Genomic DNA, 23,961 nt, shown 5'->3' on the forward strand with positions numbered 1-23,961 from the left:
CGGGGGCCTTTCCGGCAGACCAGCAGGTCTGATCTGGGTCTGGTTCAGGTATGGCAAAGGTATGGCAAGCGTCGGGCTGTGGGTGCGCGGCGCTTGCCAGCCGTTTTTCTCAGAGTTTCAGGGCCGGGATGATCTGCTTTTTGCGGCTCATCACGCCGGGCAGCACCACGGTGTCGCCGGTGACGGTGCAGCCGAAGGAGGCTTCGGCCATCTGTTTGACCAGATCGTTGGGCACCAGCAGCGTGGCCTCTTCGCGCAGGATATCGACCACGAACAACAGCACCTGATCGGCGCCGTCTTCGCGGGCGACGGCGTCCATCGAGGCCATCAGGCTGGCCTTGCGGTCGAGCACGATTTTCGGCGCGGTGGTTTCCAGAACCGAAACCCGCAGGTCCTTGCCCGCGACGGTGTACTCTTTCGAATCCATCCGCAGCAGTTCGGCATCGGTGAAGGCCGAGACATCGGACTTGGCCTCGAACATCGCGGTGGCCAGTTTGCTGATCGAAACACCCAGATCGGCGGCCAGCTTTTCGGCCACGGCGCGGTCATGCGCGGTGGTGGTGGGCGAGCGGAACTCCAGCGTGTCGGACAGGATGCACGACAGCATCGCGCCCTTGATCTCACGCGGGGCCTGCGCCAGTGCGTCGCCCATCAGGTCGTGCATAATCGTGGCGGTGCAGGCGAGCGGGCGGATGGTGATGTCGATCGGGCCTTTGGTCTTCAGCCCGCCGACCAGCATGTGATGGTCGATGATACCTTCGATTTTCGCCTCGTTGATCGAGGGCGGCAGTTCGGCCGGGTTGTTGGTGTCAACGATCACCACGGCGTCGTCGGCAGTCACGTCCGTGATGATGTCCGGCTTTGTCAGGTTCCAATGCGTCAGCACGAACGCCGCTTCGGTATTGGGTTCGCCCAGCAGAACCGGTTTGGCCGGGGTGTTCTGCACCGTGGACAGATACCACGCCCAGATGATGGGCGAGCCGGTGGAATCGGTGTCGGGGGATTTGTGGCCGAATACGAGCGTGGTCATGTGGGCACCTATGGGGCATGGGGTTTGACGCGGCTTATACGGGGCCGAGCCGGAGTTGTCACGTGGGGGACGGTGCGCGTGGTGATGGGGAACGATGAGGCCTGGGGAGGGCGGGGGTCTCCCCGCCATTGCCGGGGAATGGCGGGGAGACCCCCGCCCTACATCTGGGTCGCGTTTGGTCGCCTGTCTGGCCGCTGTGCCGTTTACGGCCTTGTGCGGCCCGAAAGGCGGGGAGACCCCCGCCTTTCGCCTATTCGAGCGGGGTCAGTGTCCAGCCCCGTTGTTGCAGCAGAAAGGGGATGCCGTGTTCGCCCGGCAGATGCAGGGCACCGAAGGCGGCGAGCACGAGGCCTTTGGCCGCGGCGGTCTCCAGCACCGGAATCCAGCTCTGGTTGCGGGTGATCAGCATGGCCTGTTCCATCTTTGCCAGATCGGACTCCAGCTGTTCGGGCGTATAGCCGGGCGTCTGCAACGACAGATCGCGCATCAGCTCCCAGATCAGCCGCGATTCGCCTGCGAAATAGCTGTCAGCGAGCGTGGTCATGTAATCTTCGGCCTGTCCCTCGATGGCGAGAGAGGCGCGCAGCATCGAAATCTGATCGTCGCGCGAAAAGCTGTCGAACAGAGCGAAAACGGTATCATAGGGCTCCAGCCCCTGCACCGGAATGTCGCGTGCGCGGGCCTCTTGCATGATCAGGTGATCCAGCCCGGTTTTGGGCTGCGCCTGAACCTCTGCCATCATGCAGGGCGGGACGGCCAGCAGGACGGTCAGATACCACGGCTGAAACTTGGCGGCCATGAAGCCGGGAATGCCCCGGCGCGCCATGGCGTCGGACAGGGTTTCCCAATCTTCCGGCGCCATCAGCGTGGGCAGGGTGGTGTCGGGCATCACGAACAGCGTGGGGTCTTTGGCAACCGCGGCCAGCAGCGCGGCCTCTTCTTCGGGGCCGGCTTCCACCAGCACCGTGGTGGCGGTGTCGAGATGCGGCTGGACCTGGGCCAGAATCTGATCGTGGCGCGGGTCTGCCAGATGATAGGTGCCGACCAGCGTGATCTGCTGCCCGTCTTTGGTCGCGCGCCACAGATTGCCCTGATGAAACGGATGGGTGGCAGCGGTCTGCTCCAGCCGGGTGCGCTCTGCCGGTGCCATTTGTGAAAACAGGTTAACACCCTGACAGGCGGCTTGCGCCGGTGCGGACACCCCCAGAGGAATGGCCAGAAGACACAGCAAGCTCAGAAAGTTACGCATACATCATCCCTTTGATTGCGCGCAGAAGGTGGCAGGCATGGCCGGGGAAGCCAAGTAAAAATGCAGGGAACCGGCGGGCCGCCCCCGGTTGACAGAGGCGGGGCTTGCGACTAGATAAACGTCGTTAGCACTCGCCGACAGTGAGTGCTAAAAGATTCAACCTGGAACCTTAGGGAGTTTGCCAGATGGCTTTCAAACCGCTGCATGACCGTGTGCTCGTCCGCCGTATTCAAGGCGAAGACAAAACCAAGGGCGGCCTGATCATTCCCGATACCGCCAAGGAAAAACCCGCTGAAGGCGAAATCGTCTCGGTTGGTGAAGGCGCGCGCAAGGATTCGGGCGAGCTGATTGCTCCGTCCGTCAAGGCCGGCGACCGCATCCTGTTCGGCAAATGGTCGGGCACTGAAGTGACGCTGGAAGGCGAAGAACTGCTGATCATGAAAGAAAGCGACATCCTCGGCATCATCGCCTGAGGGTTTTCGGGCGCAGAATGTGCCCGGCGCTTTTGATTTCAACATCTTAGACGAGGAGTCTGCACTATGGGTGCTAAAGACGTACGTTTTGATACCGATGCCCGCGACCGCATGCTGCGCGGTGTGAACATTCTGGCTGACGCTGTGAAAGTCACGCTGGGCCCCAAAGGCCGCAACGTGGTGATCGACAAGTCCTTCGGCTCGCCCCGGATCACCAAAGACGGTGTGACGGTCGCCAAGGAAATCGAACTGTCCGACAAGTTCGAGAACATGGGCGCTCAGATGGTGAAGGAAGTCGCTTCCCGCACCAATGACGAAGCCGGCGACGGCACCACCACCGCCACCGTTCTGGCACAGGCCATCATCAAGGACGGCCTGAAAGCTGTTGCTGCCGGCATGAACCCGATGGATCTGAAGCGCGGCATCGATCTGGCTGTTGTCAAGGTTGTGGCTGCGATCAAGGCTGCTTCGCGCCCTGTCAAGGACAGCGCTGAAGTCGCTCAGGTCGGCACCATCTCGGCCAACGGCGAAGCGGAAATCGGTCGTCAGATCGCTGACGCGATGCAGAAAGTCGGCAACGAGGGTGTGATCACCGTCGAAGAGAACAAAGGCCTGGAAACGGAAACCACCGTTGTCGAAGGCATGCAGTTCGACCGTGGCTACCTGTCGCCTTATTTTGTCACCAACGCTGACAAGATGATCGCCGATCTGGAAGACGCCTATATCCTGCTGCACGAGAAAAAACTCTCGTCGCTGCAGCCGATGGTGCCTTTGCTGGAAGCCGTGATCCAGTCGCAGCGCCCGCTGATCATCATCGCTGAAGACGTTGAAGGCGAGGCTCTGGCCACGCTGGTCGTCAACAAGCTGCGCGGCGGTCTGAAAATCGCTGCTGTCAAGGCCCCGGGCTTTGGCGATCGCCGCAAGGCGATGCTGCAGGACATCGCCATTCTGACCGGTGGTCAGGTGATCAGCGATGATCTGGGCATGAAGCTGGAAAATGTCGGCATCGACATGCTGGGCCGTGCCAAGAAAGTCACGATCAACAAAGACAACACCACCATCGTTGATGGTGCTGGCGACAAAGCCGAGATCGAAGCCCGCGTGGCCCAGATCCGTGCCCAGATCGAAGAAACCACGTCGGATTACGACCGTGAGAAACTGCAAGAGCGCGTGGCCAAACTGGCTGGCGGTGTTGCTGTGATCAAGGTTGGCGGCATGACCGAAGTCGAAGTCAAAGAGCGTAAAGACCGCGTTGATGACGCCCTGAACGCAACCCGCGCTGCCGTGCAAGAAGGCATCGTTGTTGGCGGTGGTGTGGCTCTGGTTCAGGCTGGCAAGGTTCTCGAAGGCCTGACCGGCGCGAACTCTGACCAGAACGCCGGTATCGCCATCGTGCGCCGCGCGCTGGAAGCTCCGCTGCGCCAGATCGCTGAAAACGCTGGCGTCGATGGCGCTGTGGTGGCTGGCAAGGTGCGTGAGTCGAACGACGTGACCTTTGGCTTCAACGCTCAGACCGAAGAATATGGCGACATGTTCGCTTTCGGTGTGATCGACCCGGCCAAAGTGACCCGTACCGCGCTGGAAGATGCAGCTTCGGTCGCCTCGCTGCTGATCACCACCGAAGCCATGATCGCTGACAAACCAGCCAAGGAATCGGCTGGCGGCGGCGGCGGCATGGGCGGAATGGGCGGCATGGACGGCATGATGTAAGCCTTTGGCTTGCATTATCTGACCAGTCGTTTCCGTCAGGAAACAGGGCGGCGGTCCGAAAGGGCCGCCCCTTTTCCGTTTGCAGCCTTGATATGGCCGGATTGCCGGGCGATGAAAGCGCAACTGCCGGAGGTTTCATGCCGCATTTGCTGATGCTTGCGCCCGCGCCTGTGATCCGTCTGCCTGACGGGCGGCTGCGGCTGGATGTGAAATATGTCGAAGGGATGCGTGCCCATTGCGCGCTGTGGGAGGGGCCGGTTTCGGCTGTGGTCTGGGAGGGGGCAAGTGCGGTGCCGTTCGGGGCGGAGTATGCACCGGATGAGTTGGGCTTTGCGCTGACGGTGCTGCCTGCGGGGGCGGCTTTGCCTGCGCTTGGGGCCGATCTGATCGCGGTGCCTGCCGATATGGCGCAGGCGCTGGTGCTGGCCTGGGGGCCGGTGCCGGTGGTGTTTGTGGTGGAGTATACCATTGGCACCCGGTTGCGCATTGTGGCGCTGGACCGGGGCCGGGGGATGGCGCGCAAGGGCTGGTCGGCGCTGTGGAATCTGGCGGTTGAACGGCGGCGGCGGGCGGCGTTCCGGCGCGCGGCGGGGGTGCAGTGCAATGGCTATCCGGCGTTTGACGCCTATGCGGGTCTGAACCCGCGCACCCTGTTGTATCTCGATGGCCGGATGCGCCGCACGATGATGGCCTCGGCGCAGGATATGGCGGCCAGGGCGGCGCATCAGGGGCCACTGCGGCTGGTGCATTCGGGGCGGCTGGAGCCGATGAAGGGCGCGCAGGATCTGGTGCCGGTCGCCCGAGCGCTGGTGGCGGCGGGCGTGGAGTTCACGCTGGACGTGTTTGGCACCGGCGCGCTGGAGGCGGAGGTGCGGGCCGGGGCTGACGCATTGGGCGGGCGGTTGCGCCTGCATGCGCCGGTGGATTTCGAGACCGCTCTGGTGCCGTGGATGCGCCGCCACGCCGATCTTTTCCTCAGCTGTCACCGGCAGGCGGACCCGTCGTGCAGCTATCTGGAAAGTCTGGGCTGCGGGGTGCCGGTCTTGGGCTATGCCAATGAGATGTGGGGCCGGATGGCAACCGAAACCGGCGGCGGCTGGGCGGTGCCCTTGGGCGACCGGCGGGCGCTGTCAGACCGGATCATCCGGTTGGCGGGCAACCGGGCAGAGCTGGTGCGTGCGGCGACGGCCGGGCTTTCCTTTGCGCAAGCCCATGATTTCGAATCGGAATTCGCCGCGCGCATGGCGCATTTCGCGGCTTGCCTGCCGCCACAGCGTACGGTGGTCTGAGCCCGCATTAACCGATTGTTGATAGCCCTGTTCCTCGCATGGCCGGGGAGGATTCCGCTGGCCGATGGGACCAAGCGAGGATTCAGGATATGAACAAGGCGATTACCGACGGGCTGGTGCTGATGCCGCCTCCATTCGCAGCGGGGCTGCATCTGTGGTCGCGCGAAGACGGGCGGCCGGGGCAGGGGTCTTATGCGGGTCAGCCCAATGCGGCTTTCGTTCCGGCGGATCAGGATTTCGGCGGCGCGATGGAGTTGCAGAAAACCGAAGCCACGCAAAGGCTGCGCTGCTTTCAGCAGATCCCGATGCAGCCCGGATTGTATCTGCTGGTCCGGTTCCGGGTGAAGTGCATTTCGGGCGCTTTCCCCTCGGTGCGGATCGCGGGCTGGGCTGGACGGTCGGACGGCAGCAACGTGCCCGGCGTCGTGCAGTCGGCGCCTTCGCAGACGCTGACGCAATATGGTCAGGTGGTCGAGTTCGCCACGATCATCGGGACCGGCTGGCGCGGCGGGGTCGCGATGGCCTGGGGGCCGAATGCGGTTTATGGCCATATCGGGCTGGACCTGACCGGGCCAAACGGCGGCGTGGTGCGTATCAGCAATATCGAGATTTCGGATGTGACCGGGATCTATCTGCGCGACATCTTTGATGCAGTTGACGTGCGCGACTTCGGGGCGCGGGGCGATGGCACGACCGATGACACCGCCGCCTTTGCCGCCGCCGACAGCGCGGCGCAGGGCCGCACCCTCACGGTGCCTTCGGGCACCTACCGCATTGCCGGAAACCTGACGATCAACAATCCGATCCGGTTTCAGGGCACGCTGATCCAGCCCGACAACGTGCGGCTGGCGCTGACGCGCAATTACGATCTGGACACCTATACCAGCGCGTTTGGCAGCGAGCTTCTGGGCTTTCGCAAGGCGTTGCAGGCGCTGTTCTATTTTACCGACCATGTGGCGCTGGATCTGTCTGACCGCCGCGTCGATCTGGTCGAGCCGCTGGATGTTGCGGCGATTGCGGGTCTGACCGCCTTTGCTCAGCGCCGGTTCCTGACCAATGGCCAGCTGAATGCGGTGGCGGGGCCGGGCTGGGATACGGTGACGGTGACCTCTGGCACCACCTATAACCCGGCCAACCCGACCCTGCTGACCGGCGTGGCCAATGTTGCCAACATCCCCATCGGGGCGCGGGTCAGCGGCAATGGCGTCGGGCGCGAGATCTATGTGGTGGCCAGGAATGTCGGCACCGGAACCGTTACCCTGAGCCAGGCCCTGTGGGGCGGGGCGGGCACCCGGACGCTGACCTTTACCCGGTACAAATACCTGCTGGATTTTTCGGGCTTTGACGATCTGTCGCGGTTCGAGATCGACCGGCTGGACCTGAACTGCAACGGGCTATGTTCGGGTGTCATGCTGCCCCGCGTCGGCCTGACCCTGCGGATCGGCGACTGCGTGTTCAACCGGCCAAAGGATCGCGGCATCACCTCGACCGGGTCGGGCTGTCAGGGTTTGATCGTTGAAGGCTGCCAGTTCTGGTCGAATGAACAGGCCATGCTGGCGCAGGACCGCACCACGATTGCGCTGAACGTCAATGCCAATGACACCAAGATCCGGTCCAACCGGATTGTGCGCTTTGCGCATTTCATGGTGGCCAATGGCGGCGGCCATCTGATCAGCGGCAACCACTTCTTTCAGGGGGACACCGCGTCGGCGGGCATCCGCCGCGCCGGTCTGATTGTCACCCAGACCAATCCGCGGCTGACCTTTACCGGCAATTATGTGGATAACTGCTTTATTGAATGGTCGAACGAACACGACGCCAACCCTGATTTCGTCTCGGGGTTCAGTTTTGGCAATATGTCGATTGCGGCCAACCATTTCTTTGCCAGTGACGTGGCCCCATGGTTCCGCTGGATCGTGATTGCGCCCAAAGGATCGGGGCAGTTTGTGCATGGACTCAGCGTTTCGGACAACACCTTCCGCGCCATCAATGGCTTTGTCGACCGGGCCGAGGCGGTGGACAGCACGCATGGCACGCTGGATTTCAGCCGTTTCCGCAACGTGAACTTTGGCGCGAATGCGTTCAACGGCGTCAGCCAGGTGGTGATGAACCCGCTGCCGATCCTGCATACGCAGAACACGGCTGCCGAAACCTGGGTGGTCGATGGCGGCGCATTCATGCCGTTTGGCGGACGGGTGCGCCTTACGCAAAGTGTGGTGGCCGATGGCGCCATCACCAACACCGCCAATGTGGCGCAATTTGCGATGCCCTTTGTCCAGAACGAGCAAGGGTCTGAGCGCAATCTGGTGCATCTGCGCTGGCCGACAGCGGTCAAGGGCAAGGTGCTGGCGACGATCCGCTGTGACAATCCGACCTGACAGGGCCGGGCAATGGGGCAGAGGGGCGGTCCGTCGGGCCGCCCCTTTGTCATGCGGGCACCCGGACAAAGCCTGCCGGTCTTTGGCTCAATCCAATTGACTCACGCTGATGCGAAGCGCTTGTCTGGGGCAGATGCGACCGGCCGGACAAAGACGGAACAAGATGACCGACAAAACCTCAGAGCAGCCGACCAGAAAACCCGCTGACATGGCTCATGATTTTCTGCCCAAACTGGTGACCGTGTGGCGAGAGGGCTATTCGGCGCAGGATTTCCGCGCCGATGTTCTGGCCGGGCTGACGGTGGCGATTGTTGCCTTGCCGCTGTCGATGGCGATTGCGATTGCCAGCGGGGTCGGGCCGGAACGCGGGCTTTACACCACCATCATCGGCGGGTTTCTGGTCTCGGCCCTTGGCGGCAGCCGGTTTCAGATCGGCGGGCCTGCGGGGGCGTTTATCGTTCTGGTTTCGGCCTGTGTGATGCAGATCGGGGTTGAGGGGCTGATCCTGGCCACCTTTCTGTCAGGCCTGTTCATGGTGGCGGCGGGCGTGCTGCGGCTGGGCACCTATATCAAGTTCATCCCCTATCCGGTCACGGTCGGTTTCACCGCCGGGATTGCGGTGATCATCTTTGCCAGTCAGATGAAGGATCTGTTCGGCCTGACCCTGACCGGACCGGAGCCGGCAGAAATTATGCACAAGGTCAGCGCTCTGTGGGGCGCGCGGGGCACGGTGACGCCGGCGGCGCTGGCGGTGGCTTTGGCCACGATTGCGCTGATCCTGGGGGTAAAGCGGCTGCGTCCGGGCTGGCCGAACCTGTTGATTGCGATTGTGACGGCGGCGGTGGTGGTGGCTGTGACCGGCCTGCCGGTAGAGACCATCGGCTCGCGATTTGGCGATCTGCCGCGCCTGCCGCCTGTCCCCGCGCTGCCGGGGCTGAGCGCGGATGCGGTGCTGGCGGCGCTGCCCTATGCGGTCAGCTTTACGCTGCTGGGGGCGATTGAATCACTGCTGTCAGCGGTGGTGGCCGATGGGATGAGCGGCGGGCGGCACCGCAGCAACGCCGAACTGGTGGCGCAAGGCGTGGCCAATGTCGGCGCGGCGCTGTTCGGCGGGTTTTGCGTCACGGGCACCATTGCGCGCACGGCCACCAATGTGCGGGCGGGCAGCCGGGGGCCGGTGTCGGGCATGCTGCATGCGCTGTTCGTGCTGGGCTTCATGCTGGTGGCGGCTCCGCTGGCCGCCTTCATCCCGCTGGCGGCTCTGGCGGGGTTGCTGGCGGTGGTGGCCTGGAACATGGCCGAAAAGGAAGAGTTCTGGGGTCTGCTGAAATCGTCGAGGGGCGATGCGATGGTGGTCATCGTGACCTTTCTGCTGGTGGTGTTCCGCGACCTGACCGAAGGCATCGTGGTGGGCTTTGCTCTGGGCGGTCTGGTGTTCATCCGCCGCATGTCCGAGGCGGCAGAGGTGGAACCGGCGCAGGTCAGCACATGGTCACCGGAAGAGGGGGGCGACCGTGACCGGGTGGTGTACCGCCTGCGCGGGCCGTATTTCTTTGGGGCTGCGGCCCGGCTGGGTGCGGTGCTGGACCGGATCGCCGATTATCCGCGCGCCTTTGTCGTCGATTTTACCGATGTCCCGTTTGTTGATTCCTCGGGGGCGCGCGCCTTTGAACTGCTGGCGCACAAGGTGGCGCGCAAGGGGGGGCAGCTGTACCTGACCGGCACCCGCCCCGACGTGCGCCGTGACCTGCTGGCACAGGGTGTGCGCGAACCGTTGGTGCGTTTTCTGCCGGATCTGGACAGCGTGACCACGGCCGAAGCGGCGCGTTAGCGCCACCATGATTCGGCGGGCAGCGGCGCCGTTTTTCCCTTGCGGCAACAGGTCAAAGACGCGTTGAAGATGCATGTTTGACGCTGCGTCATCGTTCACACCATCTTCACCAGTCTGTGAACGCGCAGCACTTTGAAAAAGCTTGCCTAATTTTTGCCGGTTTTCGGAATTTTTCAGATTTTGCACATCATTAGAAAATTTATTTACAGAAATATCCATTTAATAAAAGGGGTTACAATAAAATTGACTGCGCGTTACACTTGCGCAGGGTAGAGGGCGATCTGGTTGGCATCTGCACATGCCGCAAGATTGCAGATGGCGGGCGAAATTCGGCCCGCGCAGGAGGAGATATAAATGACAGATCAGGGTTCAGCGTCGGGCGTCTACACCGCATCGGCTGATTTCATTGCCAACGCGCATATCGATGCGGATGGCTACGCGCGGATGTATGAGGCCTCTGTCACCGATCCGAATGCCTTCTGGGCCGATCAGGCGCAGCGGTTGGACTGGATCAAGCCCTTTACCAAGGTCAAGAACACCAGTTTTGACTATGGCAAAGTCTCGATCAAATGGTTCGAGGATGGCACGCTGAACGTCAGCGCCAATTGCATCGACCGCCACATGCTGACCCGCGCCAACCAGACCGCGATCATCTGGGAGCCGGACAACCCGGCCACGCCGTCGCTGCACATCACCTATGCCCAACTGCTGGAAAACACCTCGCGCATGGCCAATGTGCTGAAAGCCTATGGCGTGGGCAAGGGCGACCGCGTTGTGCTGTATCTGCCGATGATCCCCGAAGCGGCCTATGCCATGCTGGCCTGCGCCCGGATCGGCGCGATTCATTCGGTGGTGTTTGCCGGCTTCTCGCCTGATGCTCTGGCCAACCGGATCAACGATTCCGAGGCCAAGGTGGTGATCACCGCCGATTTCGCCCCGCGTGGCGGCAAGAAAACCGCGCTGAAATCCAACACCGACAAGGCGCTGTTCGATTGCTCGGACAAGGTGAAATGCCTTGTCGTCAAGCACACCGGCGACCAGACCACCTGGGTTCAGGGGCGCGACGTTGACCTGAAGGCCGAGATGGCGGCTGCAAAACCCTATTGCGCCTATGTCGAAGTCGGGGCCGAAGACCCGCTGTTCATCCTGTATACCTCCGGCTCGACCGGGCGGCCCAAGGGGGTTGTGCATACTTCGGGCGGGTATCTGGCCTATGCGGCGATGACGCACCAGTACACCTTTGATTATCACGATGGGGATGTGTTCTGGTGCACCGCCGATGTCGGCTGGGTGACGGGTCACAGCTATATCATCTACGGCCCGCTGGCGAACGGCGCGACCACGATCATGTTCGAAGGCGTGCCGACCTTCCCCGATGCGGGCCGGTTCTGGGAGGTGTGCGCCAAGCACAAGGTCAGCCAGTTCTACACCGCCCCCACCGCGATCCGCAGCCTGATGGGCATGGGCCCGGAATGGGTCGAAAAGCACGACCTGTCGTCGCTCAAATTGCTGGGCACCGTGGGCGAGCCGATCAACCCCGAGGCGTGGAACTGGTACAACACCCATGTCGGCAAAGGGAAATGTCCGATCGTCGACACCTTCTGGCAGACCGAAACCGGCGGCCACCTGATCACGCCGCTGCCGGGTGCCATTCCGCAAAAGCCGGGGGCGGCGACCAAGCCGTTCTTTGGCATCAAGCCCGTCGTGCTGGACCCGGCCAATGCCGAGGTTCAGACCGAGACCGCCGCCGTCGGGGTGCTGTGCATCGCTGACAGCTGGCCGGGCATGATGCGCACGCTCTGGGGCGATCACGAGCGGTTTGAAGAGGCGTATTTCTCGCAATATCGCGGCTATTACTTCACCGGCGACGGGTGCCGCCGCGACGAGGATGGCGACTACTGGATCACCGGCCGCGTCGATGATGTGATCAACGTCTCCGGTCACCGCATGGGCACGGCGGAGGTTGAATCGGCGCTGGTGGCACATGAGGCGGTGGCCGAGGCAGCGGTGGTCGGTTACCCGCATGACATCAAGGGGCAGGGCATCTATGCCTATGTCACGCTGATGAACGGCATCGACCCGACCGACGCCCTGCGCAAAGAGCTGGAGGCCTGGGTCCGCACCGAAATCGGCCCGATTGCCAAGCCGGACCTGATCCAATGGGCGCCCGGCCTGCCGAAAACCCGCTCGGGCAAGATCATGCGCCGCATTCTGCGCAAGATTGCCGAGAATGATTTCGCGGCGCTTGGCGATACCTCGACCCTTGCTGATCCGTCGGTGGTCGATGAGCTGATCGAAAACCGGATGAACCGGGGCTGAGTGGGGAGATGCGCGACATGTCCTCCCCCACCGTTCTGATCCTGCTCGGGCCTCCGGGCGCGGGCAAGGGCACGCAGGCCCGGATGCTGGAAGAAGATTTCGGTCTGGTCCAGCTTTCTACCGGCGACCTTTTGCGCGCCGCGGTTGCCTCGGGCAGCGCGGCGGGCCAGCAGGCCCGCGCGGTCATGGAGGCAGGCGGGCTGGTCAGTGATGACATCGTGCTGGCCATCCTGCGCGACCGCATGGCCCAGCCCGATGTGGCCCGTGGCATCATTCTTGACGGCTTTCCGCGTACCGACGCGCAGGCGGCGGCGCTGGACGGGCTGCTTGCCACAGCGGGTCAGCGCGTCAACGCCGCCATCAGCCTGGAGGTGGATGACGAGGCGATGATCGGTCGCGTGTCGGGCCGCTATACCTGCGGCGGGTGCGGCGAAGGGTATCACGACACGTTCAAACAGCCCGCTGTTGCGGGCGTTTGCGACAAATGCGGCGGCACGGGCTTCAAGCGCCGGGCCGACGACAACGCCGGAACCGTGCGGGAAAGGCTGCGCGCCTACCACGCACAGACGGCACCGCTGATCGCCTATTACGATGGCAAAGGCGTTCTGAAACGGATCGACGCGATGGGTGACATCGCCGCGATCCGTCAGACTCTGGGCGCCATCGTCGCGGGTGTGTCAGCGCACTAAGGGGGGCCTGTATCCCCCTGGGGGTGCGGGTGTGGAGACAAAACACAGGGAGTAAAACTCATGGCGGACAGAACTTCGTCCTCGGCCTACTGGGCAGCCAATGTGCGGGTGATCTTGATATCGCTTGCCGTCTGGTTCTTCTGCTCGTTCGGTCTTGGCATCATCCTGCGACCAGCCCTCAAGGGCATCATGGTCGGGGGCGCTGACCTTGGCTTCTGGTTTGCACAGAACGGGTCGATTTACGTCTTCCTCGTGCTGATCGGCGTCTATGCGTGGAAGATGAACAAGCTCGACAAAGAATTCGGCGTCGAAGAGTAAGGGACAGGGACAGATGGATCAATTTACCCTCAACCTGATCGTGGTTGGCATTACCTTTGCCATCTACATCGGGATCGCGATCTGGGCCCGTGCGGGCACGACCGCTGAGTTTTACGCCGCCGGGCAGGGCGTGCCCCCGGTTCTGAACGGCATGGCGACGGGCGCTGACTGGATGTCGGCGGCGTCGTTCATTTCGATGGCCGGCATCATCGCCCTGGCGCCTGCCGGTGGGTACGAGCAGTCGGCCTTCCTGATGGGCTGGACCGGCGGCTATGTGCTTCTGGCGCTGCTGCTTGCGCCGTATCTGCGCAAGTTCGGCAAGTTTACCGTGCCGGAATTCATTGGCGACCGCTTCTATTCGGGCGGCGCACGCCTTGTGGCCGTGATCTGTCTGATCATCATCTCGGTGACCTATGTGATCGGCCAGATGCGCGGTGTGGGCGTGACCTTCTCGCGCTTTCTGGAAGTCTCCACCGATACCGGCCTGTATATCGGCGCGGCGATCGTGTTCGCCTACGCCGTTCTTGGCGGCATGAAGGGCATCACCTATACGCAGGTCGCCCAATATGTCGTGCTGATCATCGCCTACACCATTCCGGCGATCTTCATCTCGCTGTCGCTGACGGGGTCGTTCCTGCCGCAGCTCGGGCTGATCGGCGGCTATGCGCCCTCTGGTGGTGACGTGGCCATGCTGACCAAGCTTGACCAGGTGGTCACGGAACTTGGCTTCAAGGCCTATACGTCGGAATCGGCCAACATGTTCAACATGTTCCTGTTCACGATGTCTTTGATGATCGGCACCGCCGGTCTGCCACACGTCATCATCCGCTTCTTCACGGTGCCAAAAGTGGCTGACGCCCGGTCGTCGGCAGGCTGGTCGCTGGTGTTCATCGCGCTGCTGTACACGGTTGCTCCGGCAGTCGGTTCGATGGCCCGACTGAACCTGACCACCACCTTCTGGCCCGGTGCAGTGACCGGATCGGCGTTCTCGGCCCCAGCGCTTTCGATCGCTGATATCGAGTCGAAGCCCGAGCTTTCCTGGATCAACACCTGGAAAACCACGGGTCTGCTGGCCTATGAAGACAAGAACGGCGACGGGTTGATCCAGTACTTCAACGAACCCGCCGCTTTGGTTGCTGCCAACAAGGCCCTTGCCGATGCGACAAAGGCCCTGACCGACGCTGCCGAGGGTGCTGACAAGGCGCCGCTGGAAGCTGCGGTTGCGACCGCCACCACCGCGGTTGACGCCGCTCTGGCCGAAGCGCAGCTCGGAGGCCAGTCCATGGCCGCACAGGGCCTGCGTGGCAACGAACTGACGAAAATCGACAACGACATGATGGTTCTGGCAAACCCGGAAATCGCGGCTCTGCCGGCCTGGGTTGTGGCTTTGGTTGCTGCCGGTGCTTTGGCTGCTGCCCTGTCCACCGCTGCCGGTCTGTTGCTGGCAATCTCGTCCGCCATCAGCCATGACCTGATCAAGGGGTCGATCAACCCCAACATCAGCGAAAAGGGCGAACTGCTGGCCGCGCGTGTGGCGATGTCGTTTGCCATCGTTGTGGCGACCTACCTGGGTCTGAACCCGCCCGGCTTTGCCGCGCAGGTTGTGGCCTTGGCCTTTGGTCTGGCAGCGGCGACGATCTTCCCGGTTCTGATGATGGGCATCTTCTCGAAGCGCATCAACAAGGAAGGCGCGATTGTCGGGATGCTGGTGGGTCTGGTGTTCACCTCGCTCTACATCTTCGCCTACAAGGGGATGTTCTTCGTTCCCGGCACCAACTGGCTGCCTGACACCCCTGCGAACTACATCTTCGGTATTTCGCCGCTGTCGATCGGGACCATCGGTGCCGTTCTCAACTTCGCCTCGGCCTATATCGTGTCGATGGCCACCAAAGCGCCGCCGGCGCATGTGGTTGAGCTGATCGAGTCGATCCGCGTGCCGAAAGGCGCCGGTGCGGCAACAGCCCACTAAGAACGACCGCGCGCTCCCGGACATCCGGGGGCGCGCAACTCAGGAAGGACCAAAGCCATGGACCACCCGGTCGAGACGATCATCGCTTTTCTGGAAACGGTCCATCCCTACGATACCCTGCCGCAGGACGAGTTGGCGCGTGTCGCCACTTCCTTCAGCCGCAGAGAATACGCCGCCGGAGAAGAAGTCTATCACGCCGGTGAACCGCTCAAGGGCCTGTACCTGATCAAGCGCGGCTCGGTCGAGGTGCAGGACCCTTCCGGTCAGGTGATCTCGCTGCTTGGCCCCCGCAACAGCTTTGGCGAACGTGGTCTGGCGCGTGACGGGCTGGCCGTGACGGCTGCCCGTGTCACCGAAGACTCGGTCCTGCTGCTGCTGCCGGTGGCCGAGTTCCGGCGGCTGCTGGCCAGCTCTCCGGCGTTTGAGCGGTTTTTCAGCCGGGGGCGCGGGCACGACCCGCGCGGCGGCGATCTGACCACGCAAAAGGTGGGCGACCTGATGGCGCGCAAACCTGTGGTGGTCGGGCCGCAGGATTCGGTCCGCACGGCCGCGCAAAAGATGCGCGATGCAAAGGTATCGTCGCTGGGCGTGGTACAGGACGGGCGGTTTCTGGGCATCCTGACCACCCGCGACATGACCAACCGGGTGCTGGCCGACGGGCTGGACCCGTCCACCCCGGTGGCCGAGGTGATGACGGCGGATCCGGTGTCGCTGCGCCCCGACTCGCTGGGCTCTGACATCCTGCACATCATGCTGGAACGCCGCATCGGGCATCTGCCGGTGGTCGAAGGCGGCACGCTGGTCGGCATGATCACCCAGACCGACCTGACCCGGTTTCAGGCCGTCAGCTCGGCGCAACTGGTGCGCGACGCGGCCACGGCGGAAACCGTGGCCGATATGGCCGCCGTCACCGCCCGCATTCCGCGCCTTCTGGTGCAGCTGGTCGGGGGCAACAGCGCGCATGAGGTGGTCACCCGCCTAATCACCGACATCGCCGATACCGTCACCCGCCGCCTGCTGGCCATGGCCGAGGCGCAGCTTGGCCCCGCGCCGGTGCCCTATTTGTGGCTCGCCTGTGGCAGTCAGGGCCGGCAGGAGCAGACCGGCGTGTCGGATCAGGACAATTGCCTGATGATCGACGATGCCGCGACCGATGACGACATGGCGTATTTTCACGCCCTTGCGAAGATCGTGTCAGACGGGCTGGATGCCTGCGGCTATGTCTATTGCCCGGGCGACATGATGGCGACCAACCCGCAATGGTGCCAGCCCATGCGGGTCTGGCGCAGCTATTTCCGCAAATGGGTGCAGACGCCGGACCCGATGGCGCAGATGCTGTCGTCGGTGATGTTCGACCTGCGCCCAATCGGCGGACAGGCCAGCCTGTTCAGCGATCTGCAGCATGAAACGCTGGAAATGGCGGCCCGCAATTCGATCTTTGTCGCGCATATGATTAGCAACAGCCTGAAACACACGCCGCCGCTGGGCCTGCTGCGCGGCTTTGCCACCATCCGCTCGGGTGAGTACAAGAACCACATCGACATGAAGCTGAACGGCGTGGTGCCGGTGGTGGATCTGGGCCGCATCTATGCGCTGATCGGCCAGTTGGAGCCGGTGAACACCCGCGCCCGGCTGGATGCTGCCGAAGCGGCAGGCGTGATCAGCGTCTCGGGCGCGCGCGATCTGATGGAGGCCTATGACCTGATCGCGCAGACCCGGCTGGAAAATCAGGCGCGGCTGGTGCGGTCGGGGCGCAAGCCCGACAATTTCCTCGCCCCGTCGGATATGTCCGACTTTGAGCGAAGCCACCTGCGCGACGCTTTTGTCGTGGTGCGCACCATGCAATCAGCCGTGGGACAGACCCGCGGCACCCGGAGTTGATGAATGGCCTTTGAATTTTTCGCTGCAATCGTCGCCGCTGTCGCCCTTGGCGGCATGGTGCATCTTTTGCGCAGACTGACCGGAACCCGCCTGCCCAACTGGTCGGTGACCGTCGCTGCGGCTGTCGGCCTGATCGGCACCACGATCTGGCTGGAATATGACTGGTTCAACCGGGTCAGCGCCGAATTGCCCGAAGGGGTACAGGTGGTCTGGCTGTCCGAAGAGGTGATGACCCTGCGGCCCTGGACCCTGATCGCGCCGATCACCACCCGCTTTGTCGCCATGGACACCCGCGCTATCGCTCAACACCCGAACAACCCGGGTCTGCGCATGGCCAAGCTGTTCAACTTTGCCCGCTGGCGTTCGGTGACCGACGCGCTGATGGTGTTTGATTGTGCCCAGCGCCAGCAGGTTCTGGTGACCGAGGGAGTGCAGATTTCCGAAGACGGCACCCTGCAAGGGGCCGATTGGGTGACCGCGCCCGAAGGCGACGGATTTCAAGCGGCTGCCTGCACGGCAGCCTGAAGGGGGAGGCAGAGATGACGGCCGAAGGGGGGAGACGGCACCGCGTCCTCGTGGTCGAGGATGAGGATAACATTGCCATCGCGCTTGACTATCTGATGACGCGCGAAGGCTATGACCATGACCGCATCGCCAACGGGGCCGATGCTTTGGCGCGCATCCGCGACACGCATCCCGATCTGGTGCTGCTTGATGTGATGCTGCCCGAAGTGTCGGGGTACGAGATCTGTCAGGGGGTGCGGCTGGACCCGACCCTGTCAGATGTCAAAATCCTGATGATGACCGCGCGCGGATCGGCGATCGAACGGCGCAAGGGGCTGGCGCTCGGGGCGGATGGTTTCATCTCGAAACCGTTTGAGCTGAAAGAGCTGCGCGCCGAGGTGCGCCGCCTTCTGGTCACGGAAGCCTAGGCGGTGCTGCGCGCGCTGTCCCTGCGGCTGCGGATATTCCTGCTGTTTGCCGGATTGGCCGCAGGCGCGCTTGCGGCCTTGAGTGCGGGCCTGTGGCTGGGCTACCGGCGGCTCGGCTCGCCAGAGACGCTGGAGGCGTTTGTGCAGGGCGGCGTGGTGGCCGGGTTTGTCAGTCTGGGCGTTGTGGCCTGGGTCTGGTATCTGTTCGACATCAATGTGGCCCGCCCCATCGACTCCCTGGCCGGTGCTTTGCGCGCGCGGGCGCATTCCGATGTGACCGGCGGTATCGACGCGCGGATTGCCGAATACCTCGGCGATCTGGCCCCCGCCGCCACAGCCGCCGCCGCCTCGCTCTCGGAAACCCGCAACGCTCTGGCCGAGGCGGTGGCGCGCGAAACCACCCGGCTGACGGTCGAAAAGCAGCGGTTGGAAACGCTGCTCTCGGATGTTGATGCCGGGGTGATCCTGTGTTCGGGCGATCATACGCTGGCGTTTTACAACGGGCAGGCGGTGGATCTGATGGGCGCGGGCATGGCCGCGCCGGGGCTGGACCGCCGGTTGTTCGACTATCTGCGCGAGGGCCCGATCCTGCTGGCCCACGAACGCCTGATCGCCACCGGCGACCGCGACGCCGCCTCTGACCTGCTCTGCGCCACCCTGACCGGCAGCCGGGTGCTGTCGGCGCGGATGCGCCTGATGGCGGCGGATAACGGCACCGTGCCCGGCTATGTCCTCACCCTGCGCGATGTCACCGCCGACCACGCCACCCATGCCCGGCGTGAGGCGCTCTTGGCCGAGGTGTTTGACCGCGTGCGCCGCCCGGCCGCCAACCTCACCACCCTGATGGCCGCCATCCCCGAAGGCGCGTCTGCCCCCGGCAAGCTCGACCGCGCCTTGCGCGAAGAGGTGGCAACGCTGGCCACCGCCGTCACCGACCTCAGCCGCCGCCATGATGAGGGCCGCAGCGACGGCTGGTCGCTGGCGATGACCCGCGCCTCTGACCTCCTTGACGGGTTGCGCGCCCGGATGGAGGGCGACGGCCTGACCGCCGAGACCCGGACCGACGCGCTTTTGCTGCGCTGCAACGGGTTCGAGGTGATCGCCCTGCTGTCCGGCCTGACCGAGGCGATGGCGCGTTCGGGCCTGGCCCGCGCCTTCCGGCTGCAGATCGAGGAGGACGGCACCGGCGCGCTGATCCGGCTGGTCTGGCAGGGCGAGGCGCTGCCGATGGCGCAGCTGGAAACCTGGCTTGACGCCCCGCTGGAACCGGGCATCACCACCATGCCACGCCGCTCGGTCCTCGCCACCCACGCGACCGAGATCTGGCCCGAAGCGGCCGGGCAGGGCGAAAACAGCCTGTGCATGCCGATCCCGCAAGCCCGCCGCGTGGTGCGCCGCCCCGAACCCGTCGCGCGCCCGGTGGTCTATGACTTTGACCTGTTGTCCAAAGCCCGCAACGCCAAGGTACAGGATGCCCGGCTGCACGACCTGACCTATGTGGTTTTTGACACCGAAACCACCGGCCTGTTGCCGGGGCAGGGGGACGAGATCGTGCAGATTGCCGCCGTCCGCATCGTCAACGGCCGCCGGGTCGAGGGTGAGGTGTTCAACACCCTCGTCAACCCGCGCCGCCCGATCCCGCTCAGCTCGACCGAGGTGCATGGCATCACCGAAGCCATGGTGCAGGACGCCCCCTTTGTCGAAGAGGTGGCCAGCCGCTTTCACAAATTCGCCGAAGGCGCGGTGCTGGTCGCCCATAACGCCCCGTTCGACATGGAATTTCTGCGCCGGCTGGAGCCGACCCTTGGCCTGCGCTTTGACAACCCGGTGTTTGATACCGTGCTGTTGTCGGCGGTGGTTTTTGGCCAGCACGAGGTTCACAGCCTTGACGCGCTGTCGCACCGCCTGGGCATCACCATCCCCGAAGAGGCGCGCCACACCGCCATCGGCGACACCATCGCCACGGCGGATGCCTTCCTCAAACTGGTGCCGATGCTGCAGGGCAGGGGCTTTGACACCTTTGGCGCGGTCCTGTCCGAAGTGCGCCGCCATGGCCGCCTGCTCAAGGATCTGAACGAAAGCTTTGCGGATCAGAGCTGAGCCTCTGCCCCCTTCCACCGCCCTTTGCCATTCATCTTGGCAAAAATACTCCCGCCGGAGGCGCACCTCTCCGCCAGCGTTCCGTGTGCAGGACGGCCCCCGCCTGTGGCGGATTTCTGCCCGGACCATGGCGGCTGCTTGCGACAAAACCCGGCACGCCCCCCCCAAACCCCCTTCCCAGACCCCCCTGACCGGGCCAGACTGCCCTATCCCGCTGAGGAGCCGGGGTGAGGAGGGGCGGGATACCCTGCCCGGATCAGAGGAGGATCACATGACCATTTCCGTAACGCGCGGGTTTCGCGCGCTTGTCGCCTGCACGGCGCTGACTGTTGTGCCAATGGCGGCGCAGGCCGAGCAATTCATCAACATCCTGACCGGCGGCACGTCGGGGGTCTATTATCCGATCGGCGTCGGCCTGTCGAAGATCTATGCCGACGGCATCGAAGGCGCGCGCACGCAGGTGCAGGCCACCAAGGCCAGTGTTGAAAACCTGAACCTTTTGCAACAGGGCAAGGGCGAGTTTGCCATCGCTCTGGGCGACTCGGTCAAACTGGCGTGGGAAGGCGATGCCGACGCCGGTTTCAACGCGCCGCTGACCAAATTGCGCGGCATTGCTGCGGCCTATCCGAACTATATCCAGATCGCGGCAAGCGCGGGCAGCGGCATCACCACCGTCGCCGATCTCAAGGGCAAGTCGATCTCGGTGGGCGCGGCAAAATCGGGCACCGAACTCAACGCCCGCGCGATCCTTGGCGCGCTGGACATGAGCTATGACGATCTGAGCAAGACCGAATACCTGCCGTTTGCGGAATCGGTCGAGCTGATGAAGAACCGCCAGCTGGATGCCACGCTGCAGTCGGCGGGCCTTGGTGTATCCTCGCTCAAGGATCTGGCGACCTCGGTGCCCACCACCATCGTCTCGGTCCCGGCCGAGGTGGCAGACACGCTGGGCGCGCCCTATCTGTCGGCGATGATCCCGGCAGGCACCTATGAGGGCCAGACCGAGGATATCCCGACCCTCGCCGTCGGCAACTTCTTTCTGACCCATGAAGATGTGGATGACGAAACCGCCTATCTGATGACCAAACTGCTGTTTGAGAACCTGCCCGCTCTGGCCGCAGCGCATCAGGCGGCGAGCGCGATCTCGCTCGACACCGCGCTCGACGGCATGCCGGTGCCGCTGCATCCGGGGGCCGAGCGCTATTACCGCGAAGCCGGGCTGATCCAGTAACCCGCGAAAAACGGGAAAGGGCGGGCCGCACAGGCCCGCCCGCATCGGCCAGGGAGGGCAATGATGACCAAAGACAAAGCTGACGCCGTGCTGGAGGCGCATAATCCGCATGACCCGCTGGCCCAGGGTTTTCCGCCGGGGTGGGAGGGGCGGGCGCTGTTCTTGATCGCCATCACCTTTTCGGTGTTCCAGATCCTGACGGCGGCGCATCTGGTGGATTTCGCCAGCCAGATCACCCGCGCCATCCATGTGGGCTTTCTGTTGCTGCTGGGCTTTCCGCTGCTGGCGCTGATGCGCGGCGCAGGGCCTGCGATCCGGCTTGCGGCATGGGCTCTGGCCGGTCTGTCGGTCGCGGTCGCGTATTACCAATGGCTGGAATATGTGCCGCTGCTGATGCGCGCGGGCGATCCGCTGCCGCTGGATATTGTCGTGGGCGTGATTGCCCTGGCCACCGTGTTCGGCGCGGCCTGGGCGATGATGGGTATCGCCTTGCCGGTCATCGCGGGCACGTTCCTCGCCTATTGCCTGTTTGGCGAGTATCTGCCCGCACCGCTGAACCATCGCGGCTACGATTTCGCGCAGGTGGTCGAGCATATGGCCTACGGGACCGAAGGCATCTACGGCATTCCCACCTATGTCTCGTCCACCTTCATCTTCCTGTTCATCCTGTTCGGCGCCTTTCTGGAAAAAGCCGGGATGATCAAGCTGTTCACCGATGTCTCGCTCGGTCTTGTCGGGCACAGGATGGGCGGGGCGGCCAAGGTTTCCGTTCTGTCCTCGGGCCTGATGGGCACCATCTCCGGTTCCGGCGTGGCCAATGTCGTCACCACCGGTCAGTTCACCATTCCACTGATGAAACGCTTTGGCTACCGCCCGGCGTTTGCCGGCGGGGTCGAGGCGACGGCCAGCATGGGCGGGCAGATCATGCCGCCGGTGATGGGGGCGGTGGCCTTCATCATGGCCGAAACGCTGGGCGTGGCCTATATCGAGGTGGTCCGCGCCGCCATCATCCCCGCCATCCTGTATTTCGCCGCCGCCTTCTGGATGGTGCATCTGGAGGCAGGCCGGATGAACCTGCGCGGGCTGTCAAAGGCGGAGCTGCCCTCGCCCCTCGCCGCGCTGAAACAGGGCTGGCACCTGATCCTGCCGCTGGCGGTGCTGGTCTGGCTGTTGTTCTCGGGCTACACGCCGCTGTTTGCGGGCACCGTCGGCCTTGGCCTGACGCTGATGCTGATCCTGGGGGCCAGCGTGGCGCTTGGCCTGCCTGCGGGCGTGATCCGCATCATCTTCTGGATCGGGCTCGGCTTTGCCGCCGGGGCGTTCCTGCAATGGGGCATTTGGGTGGTGGCAGGCGTGGTCGCCGGGCTGATCGCGCTCAATGCCCTGTCAAAGGGCGGGCGCGAGACGCTGATCATCTGCCGCGACGCCTTGGCCGATGGCGCGAAAACCGCGCTGCCGGTCGGCATCGCCTGCGCGCTGGTCGGCATCATCATCGGCACCATGACCCTGACCGGGGCCGCCAATACCTTTGGCCAGTTCATTGTGGGGGTCGGCGAATCCAGCCTGTTTCTCAGCCTCGTGCTGACCATGATCACCTGTATCGTGCTGGGCATGGGCATCCCCACCATCCCGAACTACATCATCACCTCGTCGATCGCGGGGCCTGCGCTCTTGGAACTCGGCGTGCCGCTGATCGTCAGCCATATGTTCGTGTTCTATTTCGGCATCCTCGCCGATCTGACGCCCCCCGTGGCGCTGGCCTGCTTTGCCGCCGCCCCGATTGCCAAAGAGCGCGGGCTGACCATCTCGATTCAGGCGGTCAAGATCGCGGCGGCGGGGTTCGTGATCCCGTTCATGGCGGTCTATACCCCCGCCCTGATGCTGCAGGATGGCGGGCCGCTGGCCGCCAGCATCGGCTTTATCCCGGCGGTGATCTATGTCGTCACCAAAACCGTGCTGGCCATCGGGTTGTGGGGCATCGCGGTGATCGGCTGGCTGGGTACGCCGCTGACCCTGTGGCAGCGCGGCCTTGCCATGGTCGCGGCGGGTGCGCTGGTGGTGGCCTTGCCTGCCACCGATGGTATCGGCTTTGCGCTGGTTCTGGCCTTTGTCGCCCAGCACCTGCTGCTGCGCCGCAGGGCCGCCGCGTGACCTGCCTGTTGGCCGGGGCGCTGGTGCTGGCGCTGTCCGGCCCCGGCTTTTCCCTGCACTGGACCCATTCGGTCGAGAAAACCGAATGGGTCGAGGAGTGGCAGGTTCATCCCCACAGCCTGCGCCTGAGCCTCGCCCGCATCAAAGGCTCCGGCGCGGGGATGGAGCCGGGGCCGGATGCGGTGCAGCAAAACGGCTGGTGGGTCTGGTCGCCGCAAATCGAGGTGCCCGCGCTGCACCTCGCCGCCTCTGGCAGCACCGGGGCGGGCTGGCAGCTGTGCGACGGGCAGAACTGCCACGAGTTGGGCGCTGAAGCCGGTGGCGCGATCCGGCTCGCCCCCTGCGCCACGCCCTGAATTCGCTTTCCTTGCCGCAGATGGCGCGTGCAAGATGCCCATATCCTGACCCCAA

Annotated in this window: 18 protein-coding genes; 16 read left to right on the forward strand and 2 right to left on the reverse strand. The window is 63.8% G+C overall.

The genetic code is table 11. The annotated features are described in order from the left end of the window. Positions 1–109: 109 nt before the first annotated feature. Together J2X53_RS14230 and J2X53_RS14235 are read right to left on the reverse strand one after the other, a co-directional pair. A complete protein-coding gene (locus J2X53_RS14230; protein WP_349038150.1) occupies positions 110–1,030 on the reverse strand; it encodes a manganese-dependent inorganic pyrophosphatase in 921 nt (306 codons plus the stop codon). A 250-nt stretch (positions 1,031–1,280) separates the two neighbouring features. Then, the gene (locus tag J2X53_RS14235) at positions 1,281–2,279 is read right to left on the reverse strand and encodes a TraB/GumN family protein (RefSeq protein ID WP_349038151.1); all 999 of its coding nucleotides are present in this window, start codon (positions 2,277–2,279) and stop codon (positions 1,281–1,283) included. Positions 2,280–2,464: 185 nt separating this feature from the next. Between J2X53_RS14235 and J2X53_RS14240 the strand changes: the two genes are divergently transcribed. The 16 genes from J2X53_RS14240 (at position 2,465) to J2X53_RS14315 (ending at position 23,906) form a co-directional block, all read left to right on the forward strand. Further along, the gene (locus tag J2X53_RS14240; RefSeq protein WP_118149858.1) at positions 2,465–2,752 is read left to right on the forward strand and encodes a co-chaperone GroES; all 288 of its coding nucleotides are present in this window, start codon (positions 2,465–2,467) and stop codon (positions 2,750–2,752) included. Positions 2,753–2,818: 66 nt separating this feature from the next. Further along, positions 2,819–4,462 (forward strand): chaperonin GroEL, encoded by a 1,644-nt coding sequence (gene groL / locus J2X53_RS14245; RefSeq protein WP_349038152.1) that lies wholly within the window; start codon positions 2,819–2,821, stop codon positions 4,460–4,462. Between the two features lie 137 nt (positions 4,463–4,599). Beyond that, positions 4,600–5,751, forward strand: coding sequence for a glycosyltransferase (locus J2X53_RS14250; protein ID WP_349038153.1), 1,152 nt, complete (start codon positions 4,600–4,602; stop codon positions 5,749–5,751). 89 nt (positions 5,752–5,840) lie between these two features. Next, positions 5,841–8,129 (forward strand): glycosyl hydrolase family 28-related protein, encoded by a 2,289-nt coding sequence (locus J2X53_RS14255; protein ID WP_349038154.1) that lies wholly within the window; start codon positions 5,841–5,843, stop codon positions 8,127–8,129. 163 nt (positions 8,130–8,292) lie between these two features. Further along, the gene (locus J2X53_RS14260) at positions 8,293–9,960 is read left to right on the forward strand and encodes a SulP family inorganic anion transporter (RefSeq protein ID WP_349038155.1); all 1,668 of its coding nucleotides are present in this window, start codon (positions 8,293–8,295) and stop codon (positions 9,958–9,960) included. Positions 9,961–10,314: 354 nt separating this feature from the next. After that, positions 10,315–12,279 carry an acetate--CoA ligase gene (gene acs, locus J2X53_RS14265; protein ID WP_349038156.1) on the forward strand — a complete coding sequence of 655 codons (1,965 nt, stop codon included), beginning with the start codon at positions 10,315–10,317 and terminating at the stop codon, positions 12,277–12,279. A 17-nt stretch (positions 12,280–12,296) separates the two neighbouring features. Next, the gene (locus J2X53_RS14270; RefSeq protein WP_349038157.1) at positions 12,297–12,968 is read left to right on the forward strand and encodes an adenylate kinase; all 672 of its coding nucleotides are present in this window, start codon (positions 12,297–12,299) and stop codon (positions 12,966–12,968) included. Between the two features lie 60 nt (positions 12,969–13,028). Beyond that, positions 13,029–13,286: a DUF4212 domain-containing protein gene (locus J2X53_RS14275; protein WP_349038158.1), complete on the forward strand. Its 258-nt coding sequence runs from the start codon at positions 13,029–13,031 to the stop codon at positions 13,284–13,286. 13 nt (positions 13,287–13,299) lie between these two features. Beyond that, positions 13,300–15,255, forward strand: coding sequence for a sodium:solute symporter family protein (locus J2X53_RS14280; protein ID WP_349038159.1), 1,956 nt, complete (start codon positions 13,300–13,302; stop codon positions 15,253–15,255). Positions 15,256–15,312: 57 nt separating this feature from the next. Continuing rightward, positions 15,313–17,136, forward strand: a complete 1,824-nt coding sequence (locus tag J2X53_RS14285; RefSeq protein WP_349038160.1) for a DUF294 nucleotidyltransferase-like domain-containing protein — start codon at positions 15,313–15,315, stop codon at positions 17,134–17,136. Between the two features lie 3 nt (positions 17,137–17,139). After that, entirely contained in the window at positions 17,140–17,661 is a 522-nt protein-coding gene (locus J2X53_RS14290) for a hypothetical protein (protein ID WP_349038161.1), read from the forward strand. 14 nt (positions 17,662–17,675) lie between these two features. After that, a complete protein-coding gene (locus tag J2X53_RS14295; protein ID WP_118149868.1) occupies positions 17,676–18,068 on the forward strand; it encodes a response regulator in 393 nt (130 codons plus the stop codon). Positions 18,069–18,071: 3 nt separating this feature from the next. Next, entirely contained in the window at positions 18,072–20,168 is a 2,097-nt protein-coding gene (locus J2X53_RS14300; protein ID WP_349038162.1) for an exonuclease domain-containing protein, read from the forward strand. Between the two features lie 271 nt (positions 20,169–20,439). Further along, a complete protein-coding gene (locus J2X53_RS14305) occupies positions 20,440–21,399 on the forward strand; it encodes a TAXI family TRAP transporter solute-binding subunit (protein WP_349038163.1) in 960 nt (319 codons plus the stop codon). A gap of 63 nt (positions 21,400–21,462) precedes the next feature. Beyond that, a complete protein-coding gene (locus J2X53_RS14310; RefSeq protein ID WP_349038164.1) occupies positions 21,463–23,550 on the forward strand; it encodes a TRAP transporter permease in 2,088 nt (695 codons plus the stop codon). Further along, positions 23,547–23,906 carry a DUF1850 domain-containing protein gene (locus tag J2X53_RS14315; protein ID WP_349038165.1) on the forward strand — a complete coding sequence of 120 codons (360 nt, stop codon included), beginning with the start codon at positions 23,547–23,549 and terminating at the stop codon, positions 23,904–23,906. Before J2X53_RS14310 ends, J2X53_RS14315 begins: the two co-directional genes overlap by 4 nt. Positions 23,907–23,961 lie beyond the last annotated feature (55 nt).

The organism is Pseudotabrizicola sp. 4114 (genome assembly GCF_031457365.1).
Lineage (GTDB): Bacteria > Pseudomonadota > Alphaproteobacteria > Rhodobacterales > Rhodobacteraceae > Pseudotabrizicola.